Genomic DNA, 18,732 nt, shown 5'->3' on the forward strand with positions numbered 1-18,732 from the left:
GATTTTTAACGCGGCCTCCGCTCATTATCCAGTTCGAGCGCCCGCATCCTTCCGGTCTCGCCGGTATCGAATAGCTGCCCGATTTCCGCCAGCAATTGCCGTAACAGGGTTTCGGCCTGATCCCATTTGGCCTGCAAGGCTAGCGTGGGCGGATGATTTACAGCGCCTTCCAGCTCGGACAGAATTTCCACCAGCGCATGATGAGCCACCGATTGTACGCTGCCCAACAATTTATGAATCATCTGGGTGGCATTCTCGTAATCCCGGGCTTGATAATAGCTTTGTATTTGCGCCCAGTCGTTGCCGTGTTTATCCCGAAACAAACCCAGCAGCTTGCGGTACACCGCCGAATTGTTCCCCGTCAGCAATTGCGCTTGCCGGCTATCCACGCCGGTCAGTTGCGGAAACCCCCATTCGTCAAGCCGGCTTGCAGTCGTGACGGCTTCGGACAAGGCTTGTTCCCCCGGCTTGATCCAGCGAGTCAGCACGTTGAACAATTGCGTCCAATCGACCGGTTTGCCGACATGATCGTTCATGCCGCTTTCCAGACATTGCGCGCGATCGGAGTCCATTACATTTGCCGTCATTGCGATAATGGGTAAATCGGCATGCCGGGGGTTTTTCCGAATGGCGCGGGTCGCCGCATAACCGTCCATTTCCGGCATCAGGCAATCCATCAAAACAGCGGAATAGCTTTTGCGATCGACCATATCCAGGGCTTCCGCGCCATTGACCGCCAAATCGGCCCGTATACCCTTGTTGGCCAGTACCTCCAGCAATAGCTCCTGGTTGATGGGATTATCCTCCACCACCAACAGATAGGCATGCTGCAAAGCCGCCACGGTTTCAGGTCCGAGCGCCGGTTCGGCCACGACGTCGAGCGGACGCGCCTCGGCCAGTTCCAGCTCGATGGTAAAATAAAAATCGCTGCCCTTGCCCAACTCGCTGATCACGCCGATAGTGCCGCCCATGGCACTGATCAGATTCTTGCAGATCGATAGCCCCAGGCCGGTACCGCCGTATTTTCGGGTTGTGGAATTGTCGCCCTGATTGAAGGCTTCGAACAGGTGGCTTTGTTGCTGATCGGACAAGCCGATTCCGCTATCGCTAACGCTGAAATAGATATGGGCGCGGCGTTCTTCAAGCCGCGGACAGCGAACCTTCAGGCTGACGTGCCCCGCCTCGGTAAACTTGATGGCGTTGCTCAATAAATTCAGCAACACTTGCCCCAGCCGCAAGGGGTCGCCCCATAAAGCCCTCGGCACATCGTCATCCACGGTAAAAGCGATCTCAAGGGCTTTATCGCCCAACAATGTCGGCGTGAGGTCTTTTAAATACTGCAACACATCATCCAGATAAAACACGGTGTGTTCCAGCGTCAATTTGCCCGCTTCCAGTTTGGAATAATCCAGGATGTCGTTGACGATACCGAGTAGCCATTTGGAAGAGGTTTTTATTTTTTCCAGATAATTGCGCTGTTTCCGATTTAATGGCGTTTCCAGGGCCAGTTCGCTCATTCCGATGATGGCATTCATCGGGGTACGGATTTCATGGCTCATATTGGCTAAAAAGGCACTCTTGATCTTGACCGCGGCCAAGGCCTGTTGATGCATTTCCGTCAATTCGCGCGTGCGGGCCGCCACTTGGGTTTCCAGATGCTGTTGAATGCGTTGCAAGCGCCGCACGCGCCAGTAGTAGAGTAGCAACAGCAACGACAAGAAGGCGATGGCCGACAAAGCGCGAAACCAAGCCGTTTGCCAGAAGGGCGGAACAATCGTTACGGGTAAACTAAGCGCGGTTTCATCCCAAACGCCGGCGTTATTACTGGCTTTAAGATGAAACACATAATGTCCGGGGTCCAGATTGGTGTAGGTGGCAACCCTTTTATTGGCATCGACTTCTATCCAGTCCCGGTCGAAACCGTCCAGTTTGTAGGCATAGCGATTGCTTAACGGATCGGCATAATGCAAGGCCGAAAAACGCAGCGACAACACTCTCGCCCCCCAGGGGAAACTCAAGCTTTTCGGCCGGGTGATACTGCCTTGCAGCCTGATATCGGGATCCCTTAGCCCCAAATCCAGCGAACGGTTGTCGATGCTGATTTCGGTGACGGTCGGTTTGGGCGGAATATGATTGAAGCTCAGGCGCCGGGGATCGACAACGATGACGCCATCCGAGGCGCTGACATAAATCAGACCTTCGCCATCGACCACCATGCCGCCCGGTTCGACGCGGCTGGTAAACCCTACCGGCAGTGAATAATGGCTAAAGCGGGCATTTTCCGGATTAAAACTTGAAACGGCCTCCTTGTTGCTGGTAAACCAAAGCAGCCCGTCGCTACCCGGTTGCAGATTTTGTACAGACTCGTTCAGTAAGCCGTTATCGGCACCGTAATTCTGAAACTTAAAGCCTTCGCCGGTTTCAATCGCTTGGCAAATTCCCCGTCCGGTGGCCAACCATATGCGGCCCTGCCCGTCTTCAACGATATTGAAAATCATGCCGCTGGGCAAACTGGCGGCATCATTCGGATCGTAGGCGTAGTTCCGAAACTGGCCGGTTTTGCGGTCCAGAACGCTCAACCCATCCCCGGCCACATACGAACCGCCAGCCCACACCCTGCCCGCCCGATCGATAAATAGCGTGTTGACGGAATCGTCGCGCAGACCGTTTTTCTGATTTTCAGCATGCTGAAAATGCCGCCTGATTCCCAGTACCGGATCGTATTCAATCAACCCGCCGCCCGTACCCAGCCAAAGCTCGCCATCGGGACCGGGAACAATTTTGTTGACGAAATTATTCGCCGTATTGCCCAGATTGATTAGCCGCATCTGCCCATTATCGCCGTCGTAGCGAATCAGACCGTTTCGAGTACCCAACCAGAGGATGCCGTCGGCTTGCTGATATTGGCTGTACACCATGCCGATGGTGGCGTGTCCCTTTTCTCCGGAAACGGAGGTTAATTTAGCTAAAATTTGCCGACGCCCGGCATCGACCAATAAAGCCCCTTCCCAGCTACCCAACCAGAGTTGACGGGCGGAATTCAGGGTGATCGAGCGAATCGCGTTGTTGACGCTATCGTCGGCCCCTTTCAGCGACCTGGGAGTCAGCTTGCCAAACCCTCCGCTGGTAAAATCGATTCTGCTGACGCCATTCGTGGTGGCAATAAACAAACTGCCGGAATAATCGCCCAGCAATACTGTCGCGATATTGCCCGCCAGACTGGTGGGATCCTCCATTTTTTGCTGATAAAGATCGAAGGAGTGTTGTTGCTCGTCCCACCGCATCAAGCCCTTGGCGGTCGCCACCCAAATTGTGCCGTTGGCATCTTCGGCAAAGTGATAAACCCTGACATCTTCGATAGTGCCCGGCAGTGGCAATTTTTTCCTATCGATCCAATCGGTACCGAATTGCCAAACGAAAACGCCCGCTTCGGTACCCAGCCATAAGCGCTGCCGACTGTCGAAAAATAAACTTTTGATGTTATTTTCCAGGGTCGCTGCCTTATCGCTGCCGACGTGATAATGCAAAAACCGATCGCTGCCGGCGGGCAGATAATCCAGCCCGGCCGGCCAGGTGCCCAACCATAATCCGCCTTGAGGGTCCCTGGCCAAGGCTTCGATGTTGTTGACCGACAAACTCTGGGGCTGTTGCGGGTCATGCCGGTAAATCCGGGACTGCCCGCTATCGGGATAGAAGTGTCTCAGCCCGCCGCGGGTAGCCAGCCACAAGCCGTTCTCGCCATCGGAAACGATGTTGCGGATATTGGCGGCCTCCGGAAACTCAGGTTCGGTTTCCGCTTGAATGATGGTTTTAAATATTTCCGTTTCAGGATCGAATACCGCCAGACCGTTTCTGGAACCGATCCAGATCCGCTGCCGCCAGTCTTCGAATAAGCTGGTAATTGAATCGAACTGCAAGGCGCCTTCAATGCCGGGTGCCTTTTTGTATTGCTTGGCCTCGTATCCGTCATAGCGCAGCAACTGGGCAAAGTTGGCCATCCAAATGAAACCATGTCTATCCTGTATCATCGAGGTAGTTGGGCTGACATTCGGAATGCGGGTTTCCTTGATAAACAATTCAGAGGTCGCGCCGAGACTGTTTGGCGAAAAAGCCAGCAAACCGATCAGGGCGGCTATCGGCGGAAATTTGCTTGCGAGGAAGTAGAGGCGCGACATGAGTGTTCGAGTCGTAATATCAAAAATCGGCGGACAGCGTGACGCCGAAACTGCGCGGCGCGCCAACGAAATAAGTCGGCGCCCGCCCCCCGGTTCCCAGGGCGCGGGTTGTAAAACTGCTGCCGCTCAGCGCGTTGAGACTCAGGTAATCTTCGTCCAGCAGGTTGTAAACGTTGAACTTGACCATGGGATCATGAAACCAGCCGCTGGAGGGGAAGCGATAGCTGGCGTCGAAATTCACCAGCGTATAAGCGCTTAAAGACTCATCGTTGACCAGGGTGGAATAACGGTGTCCGGTATATTTGGCGGACAAATCGGCCGACCAGGGCCCATTGCGGTACTGCAGCACGGCGCCGGCCAAGAATTTGGGCACATCCGGAAATGTCTTCCCGCCGGTATTTTCAAAACTGCTTTCCCCGGTTTGCAGATTCTGCTCGATTCTGCTGTCGGTGTAGGAAAACGTAGCGTAGACACACCATTCCGGCAAAAATCGCCACGCCGACGCCAATTCCACGCCCTTGGTGGTCGAATCGCCGACATTGTGGTTTGTAGTGATGACATTGATCTGATCGAAAGAGGAGGCGATGCGGTCGCGGTAATCGATATAAAACAGCGTGGCGGTCAGGGACAAGTCGTTCCGGTAATAGCGGTAGCCCAGTTCCCAATTGGTGGAAACCTCTTCTTTCACGTTGACGGATCTACGCTTGGAACCGCTAACCAAACCGTAGTAGACAGAATCCGGCGGCGCCTTGAAGTTTTCGGCCCGGCTGGCGAAGAGCTGTTGCCTGTCCGTCAATTGATAACGAAGCCCCACGTTCGGCAAGGGCCGTGCATATCGGGCTTTCTCGTTGTAATCGCCCGCGAAGGACTCGCTGGCATAATTATAGAAATCCCGTTGCACGCTGGTGTAACGAAAGCCCAGCGACACCAGCAGGTCGTTATTCAAAAAGCCGATGTCGTCCTGGGCAAAAAAGGATTGCGACGAGGTTTTGGTCAGCATATTGCGGTTTTGATAAACGGAACCGTCCCGCCGTAATATGAATTGCGACGCATCTTCCAGCCAGGGGTCGGCGGCGTTGCCTGCCGCATCGAAACGCACGGCGGGCATGGTGCGGCGGTGATACGAATAATCGAACCAGTAACCCGCCATCAGTTTATGGTTGGCCAACTGGCTGTGCAGGCGCGCGGTCACGCCGGGACGATCGGTTTCAGTCAGAAAGCCGCTGTAGACCATCACGGTATCCAGCGTATCGCCGTCCCCGTTGATATCGCCGGCTCTTATGGCGTTGTTACCTTCGACAAGGGTCCTGAGTTGGTTGCCGCCGGTACCATAGCCGTAATTGTAATAGGGGTCTATGTCCAGCTTTAAGTTCGGCAGCAGCTCGAAGCGGCCCTGCAGCGTGGCCAGATAATTACGATAAGGATTGAGGCTGAGATTGTAGTAATTTTCATTGGCCAGCAACGCGCTGTTTGCCGTTCTTTCATTTTGCGCGCTACCGTTTACAGCGGGCAGATGTTGCGGCGGCACCATGCCGAAATCCGCATCGCGGCCCAATTTTTCGATTTCCTGCTTGGTTAAGGTACGAAAATTATGGTTAAACAACTCGTTATACAAAATACCGCCGGTGATACTGTTGCCCGGCGACAGATTCAGCACGCCCTTAAAATCCAGATGTTCACGATCCGCGCCGCCGTATCCCTTGAATTTGTCGGTCTCGGCCTTGGAAACCGATAAAAAAGCCTTGAATCGCTTGTCGGCCAGATAACCCGTATCGGCGCGCAAAAAGGTTTTATAGGCGTTGAAGGCACCGTAGCTTTGCTGCACACGAAAACGGGCCTGATCGGTCGGATTCGAAGTGCGCATGCCTATAGAGCCGCCGACCGCTCCGGTCATGGGCGCATCGCTGCCATTGCCGCCCTGAATGACTTCAATCTGTTCCAGATTCTCCAGATCGACCAGCTCGGAAGGGTACACGGCAAAATTACCGGCATCGTTGATGGGCGCGCCGTCGATGCTGACCCCGATCTGATCGCTGTTGAAGCCGCGCATGCGGATGTTGCCGCCGAATAATCCCGAAGCGTCGAAACTATAGGTATTGACGCCCGGCACCAAATCCATGGCTTGATAAACATTGTTCTGGACGTTTTTTTGTTCTATCGCCTGCCGGGTGATCACACTGCCGGCCCGCGTCGAATTCGACGGGGCCAGCATGCCATTGCCGGGTACGCTGGTGCCCTCCACTGTCATCTTATCCAGCACCGTCACTTCATCGGCCGTCACCGGAGCGGCCCAAGCCAACAAAAAACGCAACGCGAACCATGGGTATGGGTGTAATGGACGACAGACGGATTTGTTCATGTTTACATGTTTGCTGAATGTGATATGCACGGTCTTGCCCCTTGCAGTCCGCCGGTATGTATAACGACCACGCGCTGGCCGCGTTTGAAATAATCCTTTTGCAACAAGTCATAAATCGCAAACAACAGTTTCCCGGAATAAACCGCTTCCAGGGTTATGCCGTGCGCTGCGATAAACTGACTTACGAACTCTGTCAACGCGGGACTGGATTTTGCAAAACCTCCGAAATGATAGTCTAGTATGATTTGCCAATCAGTATGAACACTATCCGCCGCCAACAAGCGCGCTACGTCGGCGCGCAGAAAGTCCGCGCCTTTCAGAACCGCCACCCCGCTTACCCTGCAATGCGCGGGTACCGCGCCGATCAAACCCGCCAGTGTGGTTCCAGTACCGCAGGGTACAAACAAATGTTCATAGCCCAGGGGAATTTCATCGACAATCTCCGCCACCCCTTTTAAGGCCAATTCCGCCGCCCCGCCCTCCGGTAGCCAATATTGGCCCGCACGCAAATCCGGCATGTCTATCCCTTTAAACCCGCGCAACCGCCGATAATCGCCACGCGAGACAAAGCGCAACTCCATGCCCCATTGGCTTAAATCGCGCAAGGTCGGGGTGAAAATCGCCGGCTGTTCGCCGCGTACATAGGCCACGGTTTTCAGACCCAGGCATTTACCGATATAAGCCAGGGCATGCAAATGATTGGAATACGCCCCGCCCATGCTCACCAGAGTATGGGCGCCGACATTTAGCGCATCGTTGAGTATGTATTTCAGCTTGCGCCATTTGTTACCGGAAATAATCGGGTGCAACAAATCATCCCTTTTGATCCATAGCTCTATCCCGCTTGCCGATAGTTTCGGATCGACAAGCGGGGTCAAGCTTGAAATCCCCAGACGCCGCTGTAACGCCAGCAGGCGGGGATGAAGTCGATCCGTCATTGCGCCTGCTTGATGGCCCAGGCGATGTCGGCCGCCTGCCGGTTGGCTTTGACATCATGCACTCTGAACATCGTAACGCCGGACATAACGCCCAGTGCGGTGGTAACCGCCGTCGCGGTAACCAATTCATGCGCTTCGGAAACGTTGCAGATGCTACCCATAAAGCGCTTACGGCTGGCACCCAACAAAACCGGATAGCCCAATTCGACGAATTGGCGCAAATTGGCCAGTAAATCGATGTTGTCTTGTTTCCGCTTACCGAAGCCGATGCCGGGATCTATGGCTATCTGTTCGGGTTTGATGCCGGCGACGATAGCCGCATCGATGCGCTGCCGTAAATGGGCTATTACTTCCGAAACCACGTCGGAATAATCCGGAGCGTCCTGCATGGTTTTGGGCGTACCTTGCTTGTGCATCAGAATAATGGGGCAGTTGTTGGCCGCCGCCAGCGCGAACATGTCGGGATCGTCCAGTCCGGCGGAAATATCGTTAATGATGGCGGCTCCGGCCCGCAAGGCCGCATCCGCAACCTGCCACCGAGTAGTATCGATGCTGATCGGTAGCGTAGGAAAATCGGCATGAACGGCTTTTATGATCGGTAACACCCGTCGAATTTGTTCGTCCGCCGCAACCGGATCCGAGCCGGGGCGAGTCGATTCTCCGCCCACGTCCACGATATCCACTCCTTCGGCCACCATCGTTTCAACCTGCCGCATGGCCGATGCCAAGTCCGTATAAAGACCGCCATCCGAAAAACTGTCGGGAGTTAGGTTCAAGATGCCCATCAGTTTGGGCGAAGTGTGCGCTTGGAACATTGAATAATCTTGGTCGAATGTGATGAGCTTTGAAATATGGGATAACAAAACGGGTGTGCTTAAAAAATCGGCTAAGCTTTATGCGGTAATTTTATCTCAGGCGGAACTACGATGGCGGAAAACGAGCATATTCTGATTGGGCACTTGGTGGAAGTACGCGGCAACGGCATGGAAGCCCGCATCATCGAGGAACATTCCACTGCCTCGCCGGTAATCAAGGTGGGCGACGAAGAAATATTGGCCGGAAATTTAGGCTCGTACGTCATGATTCGGCAAGGCGCGATTGGCGTTTTGGCCTTGGTATTCAAGATGAGCGAACGCGACCGCTTCGACCATTTGGGCAACCGCGCAACGGATAGGCTGATTTCCCTGATCCCGGTTGGCGAAATCAACGACAGCAACAACTTCATTCGCGGCGTCCGCCATTACCCCACTCCGGGTGCCGGCGTTTACGCCGTCGGTCTGAATGAAATCAATGCGATTTTCGTCAAATTCCGCGAGTACCAATTCTTCATAGGCCAACTGGCATCGCACAAGGACTATCACTTAAGCCTGGATCCGCGCGCCTTGTTCGGCCGCCATTTCGCCATCATCGGCCAATCGGGCTCGGGTAAATCCTGGACCGTCACCAGTCTGATTCAACATACCATACGGGCCATGCCGAAAACCCATCTGATCATGCTGGATTTGCACGGCGAATACTGCTGGAAGAACGATCAGGGCGGCATCGAATCGGCCTTTCCCGCCGAATTGGTCAATTATGTCGACGCTCTCGACCTGGAAATGCCTTACTGGATGATGTCCTATGCCGAATTGGTGGATTTGTTCATCGACAAGGACGACCGCGGTGCCTCGATGCAAATGGCTTTCATGCGCGAGGTATTGCAACAATTGAAACGCAAGGAAGCCAAGGAAATTGGCTTGGGTGTGGTTTCCATCGATACGCCGATATATTTTTCGTTGGCGGAAATGTATATGCAATTTAAAAACGCCAATGAAGAACGCAAGGACTTCGGCAAAACCCACGGCGCATTATTCGGCCAGTTCGATCAATTTCTGGTGCGCATGCAAAGCCGTTTCAACGACGTGCGTTACGACTTCTTGCTGAAACCCAAAAAACGCAACAGTTCGGCCAGCATGGCGGAATTGTTACGGCAATTCATCGGTTTGGGCGAGAAAAAGGCCAACATCACGGTGGTCGACCTGAGTTCGGTGCCTACCGACGTCAGGCCGGCTGTTTCGGCGCAGGTAGGCCGCCTGGCCTACGAGTTCAACTATTGGAACCCCAAGCGGCGGGAATTTCCCATCACTTTGATCTGCGAGGAAGCCCATGCCTACATCCCGCGCGAAAAAGGCGGCCAATTCGACGGCACCAAAAAGATGATGGAACGTATCGCCAAGGAAGGCCGCAAATACGGAGTGTCCATTGGCGTGGTCAGCCAGCGGCCGACCGAATTATCGGAAACCATGTTGGCGCAATGCAGCTCGTTTATCTGCCTTAGAACCACCAACCCGGACGACCAAGAATACATTCGCGGCTTGGTGCCGGAAGCGGAAGGCGACTTGACCGACATCCTGACTTCGTTGGGTCGAGGCGAAGCACTGGTGTTGGGTGAAGCCGCGCCCTTGCCTACCCGGGTGCAGATTTATCGGCCGAATCCCGAGCCGAAAAGTAACGACGTCGATTACTTTACCGGCTGGCGGGAAGGCCCCGACGATCTGGACGTGGAAGGTATTGTGAATAACTGGCGCACACAAACCCGCCAGTAATATGGGCCGCCGGGGTTCCCGCGCGGACTCCGCAAACGCCGATGCGATTAAATTTTAATTTTACTGTCCAGCACAATAGCCTGCTCGGCTTGTGCTTGCTCCGCATCCAATTTCTTACGCTTGTCGCATTTTTCCTCGCATACGCAATTGCCGGTTCCTCCGCATGAACCCTTGATGGCGTGCCGTCCGAAGATAACACCGACCGCCATGACGGCAACCACGATGGCCATAAAGGCGAAGGTAATCAGAAAGTAAGTCATTGTGGTACTCCTAAAATCTATTCGGTCTCCAAAAAACAAAAAACGAGGAGAAATCGCTAGATCGCTCCCCGTTCCGAACCGGCGGAAACTCAGCCTAGGCTGGCGCCCCAAATAAAACCCCATTTATACCCGGAGGAGCTTGTCGTAAAAGCCAATCAGTCCCTCTCCCCCAGGGAGAGGACGCTTTTACGACAGCCTCCGAAGGCAGCATGCGGTAGTTATTTCGGGCGGAATCCCTAGCCGCCAAAGTCGTCCAACATGATGTTTTCAGGATCGACACCATTGGCCAACAGCATGTTGATCACCGATGAGTTCATGATGGGAGGTCCGCACATGTAATATTCGCAGTCTTCCGGATTCGGATGCTTCTTGATGAATTCCTCGAACAATACATTGTGAATGAAGCCGGTATAACCCTTCCAGTTATCTTCCGGCAATGCGTCAGACAAAGCGACATGCCATTCGAAATTATCGTTTTCCTTGGCCAGCATGTCGAAATCTTCCACATAGAACATTTCGCGTTTACTACGCGCGCCATACCAGAAGGTCATTTTGCGCTTGGATTTCAGCCTGCGCAGCTGATCGAAGATATGCGAACGCATGGGCGCCATACCGGCACCGCCGCCGATGAAGACCATTTCGGCATCGGTTTCCTTGGCGAAGAATTCGCCGTACGGACCGGAAACGAACACTTTATCGCCGGGCTTCAAGTTAAAAATGAAAGACGACATCTTGCCCGGCGGAACGCTATCCGGCGCGCCCGGCGGTGGCGAAGCAACCCGCACGTTCAGCATGATTTCCTTTTCCTCCGGGTAGGATGCCATCGAATAGGCACGCAGCACTGGCTCCTTCACATCGGACACATAACGCCACAGGTTGAATTTATCCCAATCGGGACGATATTCCTCTGCGATATCCATATCCGCATATCTGGAAACGTGCGGCGGACACTCGATTTGTATATATCCGCCGGCCCGATAGTTGATGGATTCGCCTTCCGGCAATTGCAGCACCAACTCCTTGATGAAGGTTGCCACGTTGTCGTTGGACTTGACGGTGCACTCCCACTTTTTCACGCCGAATACGCTGTCCTCGACTTCGATATTCATGTCGTGCTTGACCGATACCTGGCAGGCCAGACGCTCGCCGTGCGCGGCTTCCCGCTTGGTGATATGCGACATTTCGGTCGGCAGAATATCGCCGCCGCCGCTATGCACTTTAACCTTGCATTGGCCGCAGGTACCGCCGCCGCCGCAGGCGGACGACACAAACAGTTGATTGTCGGCCAAAGCCGATAATAATTTGGAACCTACCGGTACATGAATTTTCTTTTCATCATTGATCAGAATCTCCACATCGCCCGAGGCTACCAACTTGCTTTTTGCGCCGATGATCAGAAACACCAGCGCAATCACGATGACCGTGAAAAAAATAACACCTAATGCAATTTCCAGCATTACGATACCCTTATAATTGAATTCCAGAGAAAGCCATAAAGCCCAAAGACATCAAGCCGGCTGTGATAAAAGTGATGCCCAAACCTTGCAGCGCCGCGGGAATATCACTGTATTTGAGTTTCTCGCGCACACCGGCCATCACTGTAATCGCCAACGCCCAGCCGAAACCGGAACCGATGCCGTAGACAGCGCTTTCGGTGAAGTTGTAATCGCGCTCTATCATGAACAGACTACCGGCCAAAATCGCACAGTTAACGGTGATCAGGGGCAGGAAGATACCCAGAGCGTGATACAGCGCCGGGAAGAACTTATCCAGCGTCATCTCCAATATCTGCACCAAAGCCGCAATCATGCCGATACAGCTCAACAGACTCAAAAAGCTCAAATCGACACCGGTTATGCCCAACCAGGCCAAGGCATCTTCCTTCAACAGGGTTTGATAAATGAAGTTGTTGGCGGGTACCGTCAAGGTCTGTACCACCATAACCGCAATACCCAGACCCATCGCGGTGGAGATTTTCTTGGAAACCGCCAGAAAGGTACACATGCCCAAAAAGAAGGACAAGGCCAGGTTTTCGATGAAAACCGCTTTAACAAATAGACTGATATAGGCTTCCATTAGTGGTGCCCTCCTTCACCGTGAGCAATCGACAGTATTTTGAACTCGTTGTGTTCAACCTGTTTGGGTTTCCAGGTACGAAAACCCCAGATGATCAAGCCGATGATGAAAAATGCGCTGGGTGGCAACAACATCATGCCGTTGGGCACATACCAGCCGCCGTCCTTGACCAACGGCAGCACGTCGAAGCCCAGCAATTTGCCGGAACCCAAGGTTTCTCTGAAGAAGGCCACCATGACCAGGATCAGACTGTAACCCAAGCCGTTACCGATACCATCGATAAAACTTTGTAGCGGCGGATTTTTCATCGCATACGCTTCGGCCCGCCCCATCACGATACAGTTGGTGATGATCAAGCCGACGAATACCGACAACTTTTTGCTGATTTCGAAGGCAAACGCTTTCAGGATTTGGTCGACCACAATAACCAATGAAGCGATGATGATCATTTGCACGATGATCCTGATACTGCTGGGCGCATGGTTGCGCACCGCGCTGATCGCCGCGCTGGAACACGCGGTCACCGAGGTCAAGGCCATCGCCATGATCAGCGAGGTCGACATTTGCGAAGTCACCGCCAGCGCCGAACACACCCCGAGCACCTGCAAGGTGATCGGGTTGTTATCGACCAAGGGTTCAAATAACACTTTTTTAGTTTCTTTATCCATGACGATTCCTAACCGTTTGTTTTGATTTTGTTCAGGAAAGGCGCGAAACCTTCCGGTCCCATCCAGTACAGGATCAAATTGCTGACGCCGCGACTGGTCAGAGTCGCGCCCGCCAAGCCGTCGACTTTGTAAGCCGCATCCGGACGGCTGGTGTCTACCGTGCCCTTGACCAGCGTCAAAGCCACCTCACCGTTGTCTCCGTAGACTTTTTTGCCTTTCCACAGCGCGCGCCAGTTGGGATTAACCACCTCGCCACCCAGGCCCGGGGTTTCGCCCTGGTCGTACAGATTGATGCTTTGTACGGTCCGCCCATCCGCCTCCAGCGCCATAAATCCGTACATGGTGGACCACAGCCCATAGCCATTAACGGGAAGAATGATGGATTGCAACTGATCGCCATTTTTAACCAAAAACACTTTGGCAACCTTGGCTTTCATCCGAATACTGGCAATATCCTTATCGACGGGAATCAATTCGTTCTGCGCGGGGTCCTTGGCGGCCTTACGCTGATCGTATTCGTCAACGTTGCCGTCAACATATTCACCGGTAGACAGATCAACCAATTTCGCTTCGATTCTCTCCTTGAATGCCGCGTCAATATCGGTGTCTTCTTGCAACAAGCCGGCAACATCAAGAATATTTTTCTTCATGTCCAGGGCTTTGTTATAGCTTTGCAAAGGTCTCAGCGCCACCGTGGCCAGCGAGACCAATACGGCGCAAACCAAACATAGCGCCAAGGCAACCGCAACGGTTTTTTCCAGGCTGTCGTTGCTTAAGGCCAGCACTTTGTCACGATACACCTTGAATTGTTCGTAATATTTGCAAAGCTGCTCGTTATACTTGCAGGTCTTTTTTTCGGCGTTAAGCATGGCGTTTGATCCTTCTTCTAATATTTGCTTGAACAACAAAGTAATCTATCAATGGCGCAAACATATTGGAAAAAAGAATGGCCAGCATCATACCCTCGGGGAATGCGGGATTGATCACCCGGATGATCACAACCATGAAACCGATCATGACACCGTATATCCAGCGTCCGGTATCGGTTACCGCGGCGGAAACCGGATCGGTCGCCATATAAACCATACCGAAAGCAAAACCGCCCAACACCAAATGCCAATACCACGGCGTGGCAAACATATGATTGGTGCTGCTGCCTATCACATTCAGCAAGGTAGACATCGCAATCATGCCAATCATGACCCCACCCATGATGCGGTAGGACGCGACCCGGGTGTACAGCAAGAACGCCGCGCCGAGTAAACAGGCCAATGTCGAGGTTTCGCCCATGGAGCCCGGAATGAAGCCCAGAAAGGCCTGAAACCAGCCAAAGCTGGCTTGAATGGCTTCCACGCCGCCGGCGGCGCCAAGAGACAATGCGGTCGCGCCGCTGAAACCGTCCACGGCAACCCAAACGGCATCGCCTGAAATCGAGGCAGGATATGCAAAGAACAGGAAGGCCCGACCGGTCAATGCGGGGTTCAAAAAGTTTTTGCCGGTGCCGCCAAAGACTTCCTTACCCAACACGATGCCGAACGAAATACCCAACGCGACTTGCCACAAAGGGATGTCTGGCGGCAGGATCAGCGTATACAGCATCGAAGACACCAAAAAGCCTTCATTGACTTCGTGCTTGCGCACGGTAGCAAACAATACTTCCCAGATGCCGCCCACCGCCAGGGTGGTGAAATAGACCGGAAAGAAATACAGCATGCCGTGCACCAGGCAGGACAATGGATTGTACGGACTGTATCCAAACAGCACCATCGGAATGCGGCGCCAGTTATCTATGGATTCGACGCCCATGGCCTGCATGGCCAGATTGGCCTGATAACCGGTGTTATACCATGCCATCAGTACACAGAACGCCGTGGCGATGACCACAAAAGTCATGGTGCGCTTCAGGTCGTTACCGTCGCGAACATGAGTTTTACCGCGCGTTACATCGGTCGGGGTATAGATGAAAGTATCCACCATCTCATAAAGACCGTAATACTTTTCAAACTTGCCGCCCTTTGTAAAATGCGGCTCTATGCTATCTAAAAAGTCTCTAGCCGACATTATCCTTCCTTCTCGATTTTAGTTAAATTAGCTCTAAGCACGGGTGCGAAATCATGCTTACCCGGGTCGACAAAAGTGAACAGGGACACGTCTTCCTCGTTCAGTTCCAGACAACCCAATAACTGGGCAGTATCGCTATCGCCCACGACTATGGCTTTCAACAACGGGGTCGCCAGAATGTCCAGCGGCATAACCGACTCGTAAACACCGACCGGCACAATAGCCCGGTTACTGCCGTTTTTGTCGGTAGTCAACGGGAATTGGCGTCCGCTTTGGCGATCCCTGCTGGATACATAGACGTTCATCGCCGAATATTTGTTTTTGCCCGGCACGATCCAGCCGAACAACTCACGGTCGCGTCCTTCCTTCAGCACCGATACTTGCAGACAGTTTGCGCCCAGAAAGGAAACGGGACCGACCGCTTCGTGTCCGTATAGCACGGAACCGGAAATCACCCGGTTCTCTACGTCCTGCAACTCGCCGGCCACCAAATCATCCAAATTGGCGCCAACTCGGGTTTTCACCAACCGGGGATTTTTAACGGTAGGTCCGGCCAGCGAAACCACTCTTTCAACATTCAATTTGCCGGTGGTGAACAACGCGCCAATGGCAATGACGGCTTGATAATCGATGTGCCAGACAAATTTATTGATATTGACCGGATCGACCAAATGAATGTGGGTGCTGGGCAAGCCGGCGGGATGCGGGCCGGCAAACTCGACCACCTCGGCGGCCGCATGGCTGACGACATCGGCGCCCGCGGCCTTGCACAGATAAGTTTTGCCGGCGCTCAATTTGGAAATGACGCACAAACCGTTGGCGAAATCGTTGGCACGCTCCTTGATGACAATGGCGGGATCAGCGGCCAGGGGACGCGTGTCGATTGCCGTAACGAAAATGGAGCTGGGTGCGCTGTCCACCGTCGGCACCTTGCCGTAGGGACGGGTAACGAATGAGGTCCAAAGACCGGAAGCCAGCAGATTTTCCTTGACCTGATCAACCGTCAGATTGGCTAACTCGGCTGCCTTGTAGCTGGCAAACTTTTCCTGTTCATTGCCCTTCAATTCAATGACGACGGAAAGCAAGGCGCGCTTGTCGCCACGATGAATGGCCTTGACCACGCCCGCCCCGGGAGACGTAAAGTTGACGCCCGGATTCTTCTTGTCGGAAAACAGGGCTTGACCCAGTTTTACCTTATCTCCTTCCGCCACCAACATTTTTGGTTTCAAGCCAACATAATCGCCACCCAACAGGGCAACCGACTTGATGCTGTTACCATCGGTTATATTTTGTTCGGGTCCACCCGTAATAGGTAAATCCAAACCTTTTTTAATTGTAAATTGCATAATTGTTACGCCTGCTCTCCAGACAAATTGCAGCCAAAAGCCCTTTAAGAACCACGAAACCCAAAGGACAGTTCAAGACATCAAACCGTTCCATTACATCACAAGTTACGGGCTTACTCAACGTCAAATCGCCCTTGCAAAGCACATTGCGCCAAGATTAATGAGCCTCGCCGCTTCAGATATCCACCACCTTGTTGATATCGAAAGCCTCCACGACTCTGCGCCCGATATAACCCCGGGTATTGCTTAAAATTCGGGCATCGGCAATCCGGTAATCACCCATATTGTGCACATGACCGTGAAACCAGGCCGTTATCTCGTATTCATGAAACAACCATTTCAAATCGTTGCAATAAGCCATTTTCTTCAACGCGTTGGGCGTTTCTATCCAACTCCATTCAGTGGGAGCATGATGAGTCACCACAACGGTTTGACCGGCGAATGGCGTAGCCAACTGTTTTTCCAGCCAAGCCTTGGCTTCCGAATGCAGAGCGGAAAAATGGGACTGATTGAAGGCTTCGTCGTTAAAGCGAATTTTGCGAAAATCGTTTAGCGTCTTTCCGATGGCTTCGGCTTTCGCATCGCCGTCGACGAATAAATCGGCCCACAACGTGCATCCCAAAAACCGGATATCCTGGATGACATGCTGATCTTTCTCCAGAAACCGGATATTAGTACCGGCGCATTCCTGTCGCAGCATGTTCAAAACCGCGCTGTATTCGCTGTTATAAAATTCGTGATTTCCCGCCACATAGATCACGGGCTTATCGATAGCCTTCAGCCACTCCACTCCTTGACTGAAAACCCCGATGTCGCCCGCCGCGACTACCACATCCGCATCCGTGTCCGGCAAACCTTGTTCGCCGAATTCCAGGTGTACATCAGAAAAATAATTTATCCGCACAATTTGCTCTTTCGTCCTAGCGCTTAGGGGGTATAATTCGTATTACTAAGTAAATTACTTGGTATTTTCAAATAACTTCGATTTTTTGCAAACATTAATTCTATGTCGATTAGCCCCAGAAAACACACTCAACAAGTATCGATCGGAAACGTTAAGGTCGGCGGCGGCGCGCCGATTGTGGTGCAATCCATGACCAATACGGATACTGCCGATGTTGCGGGAAGCGTTCAGCAGATTATGGAATTATCGACCGCCGGCTCTGAAATGGTTCGCATCACGGTTAATACCGAAGAGGCCGCCAAGGCCGTACCGGAAATCGTCAACAAACTGGCGCAAAAAGGCTTTTCGGTGCCCATTATCGGCGACTTCCATTTCAACGGCCACAAGTTATTGGAAAAATACCCCGATTGCGCGCAAGCGCTGGCCAAATACCGCATCAACCCCGGCAACGTCGGCAAGGGCAAGGCTCGCGACCCGCAGTTTCAACAGATGATAGAGTTCGCCTGCAAATACGACAAACCGGTGCGAATCGGCGTCAACGGCGGCAGCCTGGATCAGGCCGTACTAACCCGACTGCTGGACGAAAACCGGCAATTGGCCAACCCCAAGGAGCTTTCAGCTATCACCCGAGAAGCCATCGTGCTGTCGGCGTTGGAAAGCGCGGCAAAAGCCCAGGAACTGGGCCTTGGCAAAGACAAGATCATCCTGTCCTGCAAAATCAGCAACGTGCAGGAATTGATCAGCATTTACGAAGACTTGTCCAACCGTTGCGATTACGCCTTGCACCTGGGCCTGACCGAAGCCGGCATGGGCTCGAAAGGCATCGTCGCCTCTTCTGCCGCGCTAGGTGTTCTAATGCAACAAGGCATAGGCGACACCATCCGCATTTCTTTAACCCCCGAACCCGGCGCGGCCCGCACCAAGGAAGTCGTCGTGGCCCAGGAAATCCTGCAAACCATGGGCTTCCGCTCCTTTACCCCGATGGTCATCGCCTGCCCCGGTTGCGGACGCACCACCAGCGATTATTTCCAAAGACTGGCCCAGGACATCCAGGCCTATCTGCGCGACCAAATGCCGGTATGGAAAGATAAATACAAAGGCGTGGAAACCATGGAAGTGGCGGTCATGGGCTGCGTGGTCAACGGCCCCGGCGAAAGCAAAAACGCCAACATCGGCATCAGCCTGCCCGGCAGCGGCGAATCGCCGGTGGCACCGGTATTCGAAGACGGCGTAAAAACCGTTACGCTGAAAGGCGACCGCATTGCCGAAGAGTTTCAGGTATTGGTTGAGCGCTATATTGAATCGCACTACAGCGCGAACTAACCGCATTCAATGCTTACTAAAAAGGCGGCCATTGGCC

At 53.2% G+C, this 18,732-nt stretch carries 14 protein-coding genes; 2 read left to right on the forward strand and 12 right to left on the reverse strand.

Translation table 11 applies throughout. From position 1 onward, the window contains the following. Positions 1 to 5: 5 nt before the first annotated feature. Genes NP590_RS12395 through folP form a run of 4 tightly spaced genes read right to left on the reverse strand, consistent with a single transcriptional unit; the run spans position 6 to position 8,287 of the window. Positions 6 to 4,175, reverse strand: coding sequence for a two-component regulator propeller domain-containing protein (locus NP590_RS12395; RefSeq protein WP_256602741.1), 4,170 nt, complete (start codon positions 4,173 to 4,175; stop codon positions 6 to 8). 19 nt (positions 4,176 to 4,194) lie between these two features. Beyond that, on the reverse strand, positions 4,195 to 6,534 hold the full coding sequence (locus NP590_RS12400) for a TonB-dependent receptor (RefSeq protein ID WP_256602743.1): 2,340 nt from the start codon (positions 6,532 to 6,534) through the stop codon (positions 4,195 to 4,197). Between the two features lie 2 nt (positions 6,535 to 6,536). Beyond that, positions 6,537 to 7,472 carry a 1-aminocyclopropane-1-carboxylate deaminase/D-cysteine desulfhydrase gene (locus NP590_RS12405; protein ID WP_256602744.1) on the reverse strand — a complete coding sequence of 312 codons (936 nt, stop codon included), beginning with the start codon at positions 7,470 to 7,472 and terminating at the stop codon, positions 6,537 to 6,539. Further along, on the reverse strand, positions 7,469 to 8,287 hold the full coding sequence (gene folP / locus NP590_RS12410; RefSeq protein ID WP_256602745.1) for a dihydropteroate synthase: 819 nt from the start codon (positions 8,285 to 8,287) through the stop codon (positions 7,469 to 7,471). The genes NP590_RS12405 and folP overlap by 4 nt, the downstream gene beginning before the upstream one ends. Before the next feature lie 111 nt (positions 8,288 to 8,398). Between folP and NP590_RS12415 the strand changes: the two genes are divergently transcribed. Further along, entirely contained in the window at positions 8,399 to 10,057 is a 1,659-nt protein-coding gene (locus tag NP590_RS12415; RefSeq protein ID WP_256602746.1) for an ATP-binding protein, read from the forward strand. A 47-nt stretch (positions 10,058 to 10,104) separates the two neighbouring features. Here the strand turns inward: NP590_RS12415 and nqrM are convergent, their stop codons facing one another. The 8 genes from nqrM to NP590_RS12455 form a co-directional block, all read right to left on the reverse strand. Beyond that, entirely contained in the window at positions 10,105 to 10,317 is a 213-nt protein-coding gene (nqrM, locus tag NP590_RS12420) for a (Na+)-NQR maturation NqrM (RefSeq protein WP_256602747.1), read from the reverse strand. A gap of 236 nt (positions 10,318 to 10,553) precedes the next feature. After that, complete coding sequence (gene nqrF / locus NP590_RS12425) at positions 10,554 to 11,774, reverse strand: NADH:ubiquinone reductase (Na(+)-transporting) subunit F (RefSeq protein ID WP_256602748.1); 1,221 nt, start codon at positions 11,772 to 11,774, stop codon at positions 10,554 to 10,556. Positions 11,775 to 11,784: 10 nt separating this feature from the next. After that, positions 11,785 to 12,393 carry an NADH:ubiquinone reductase (Na(+)-transporting) subunit E gene (gene nqrE / locus NP590_RS12430; RefSeq protein WP_256602749.1) on the reverse strand — a complete coding sequence of 203 codons (609 nt, stop codon included), beginning with the start codon at positions 12,391 to 12,393 and terminating at the stop codon, positions 11,785 to 11,787. Continuing rightward, positions 12,393 to 13,061 carry an NADH:ubiquinone reductase (Na(+)-transporting) subunit D gene (locus NP590_RS12435; protein ID WP_256602750.1) on the reverse strand — a complete coding sequence of 223 codons (669 nt, stop codon included), beginning with the start codon at positions 13,059 to 13,061 and terminating at the stop codon, positions 12,393 to 12,395. Before NP590_RS12435 ends, nqrE begins: the two co-directional genes overlap by 1 nt. An 8-nt stretch (positions 13,062 to 13,069) precedes the next feature. After that, positions 13,070 to 13,930, reverse strand: coding sequence for a Na(+)-translocating NADH-quinone reductase subunit C (locus tag NP590_RS12440; RefSeq protein ID WP_256602751.1), 861 nt, complete (start codon positions 13,928 to 13,930; stop codon positions 13,070 to 13,072). Beyond that, positions 13,923 to 15,122: an NADH:ubiquinone reductase (Na(+)-transporting) subunit B gene (locus NP590_RS12445; RefSeq protein WP_256602752.1), complete on the reverse strand. Its 1,200-nt coding sequence runs from the start codon at positions 15,120 to 15,122 to the stop codon at positions 13,923 to 13,925. The genes NP590_RS12440 and NP590_RS12445 overlap by 8 nt, the downstream gene beginning before the upstream one ends. Then, on the reverse strand, positions 15,122 to 16,468 hold the full coding sequence (locus NP590_RS12450; RefSeq protein ID WP_256602753.1) for a Na(+)-translocating NADH-quinone reductase subunit A: 1,347 nt from the start codon (positions 16,466 to 16,468) through the stop codon (positions 15,122 to 15,124). Before NP590_RS12450 ends, NP590_RS12445 begins: the two co-directional genes overlap by 1 nt. A 175-nt stretch (positions 16,469 to 16,643) precedes the next feature. Further along, the gene (locus NP590_RS12455) at positions 16,644 to 17,372 is read right to left on the reverse strand and encodes a metallophosphoesterase (protein ID WP_256602754.1); all 729 of its coding nucleotides are present in this window, start codon (positions 17,370 to 17,372) and stop codon (positions 16,644 to 16,646) included. A gap of 102 nt (positions 17,373 to 17,474) precedes the next feature. Between NP590_RS12455 and ispG the strand changes: the two genes are divergently transcribed. After that, on the forward strand, positions 17,475 to 18,695 hold the full coding sequence (gene ispG / locus NP590_RS12460; protein ID WP_256602757.1) for a flavodoxin-dependent (E)-4-hydroxy-3-methylbut-2-enyl-diphosphate synthase: 1,221 nt from the start codon (positions 17,475 to 17,477) through the stop codon (positions 18,693 to 18,695). The last annotated feature ends 37 nt before the right edge of the window (positions 18,696 to 18,732 follow it).

Origin of the sequence: Methylomonas subterranea (assembly GCF_024505185.1) — a bacterium.
Lineage (GTDB): Bacteria > Pseudomonadota > Gammaproteobacteria > Methylococcales > Methylomonadaceae > Methylomonas > Methylomonas subterranea.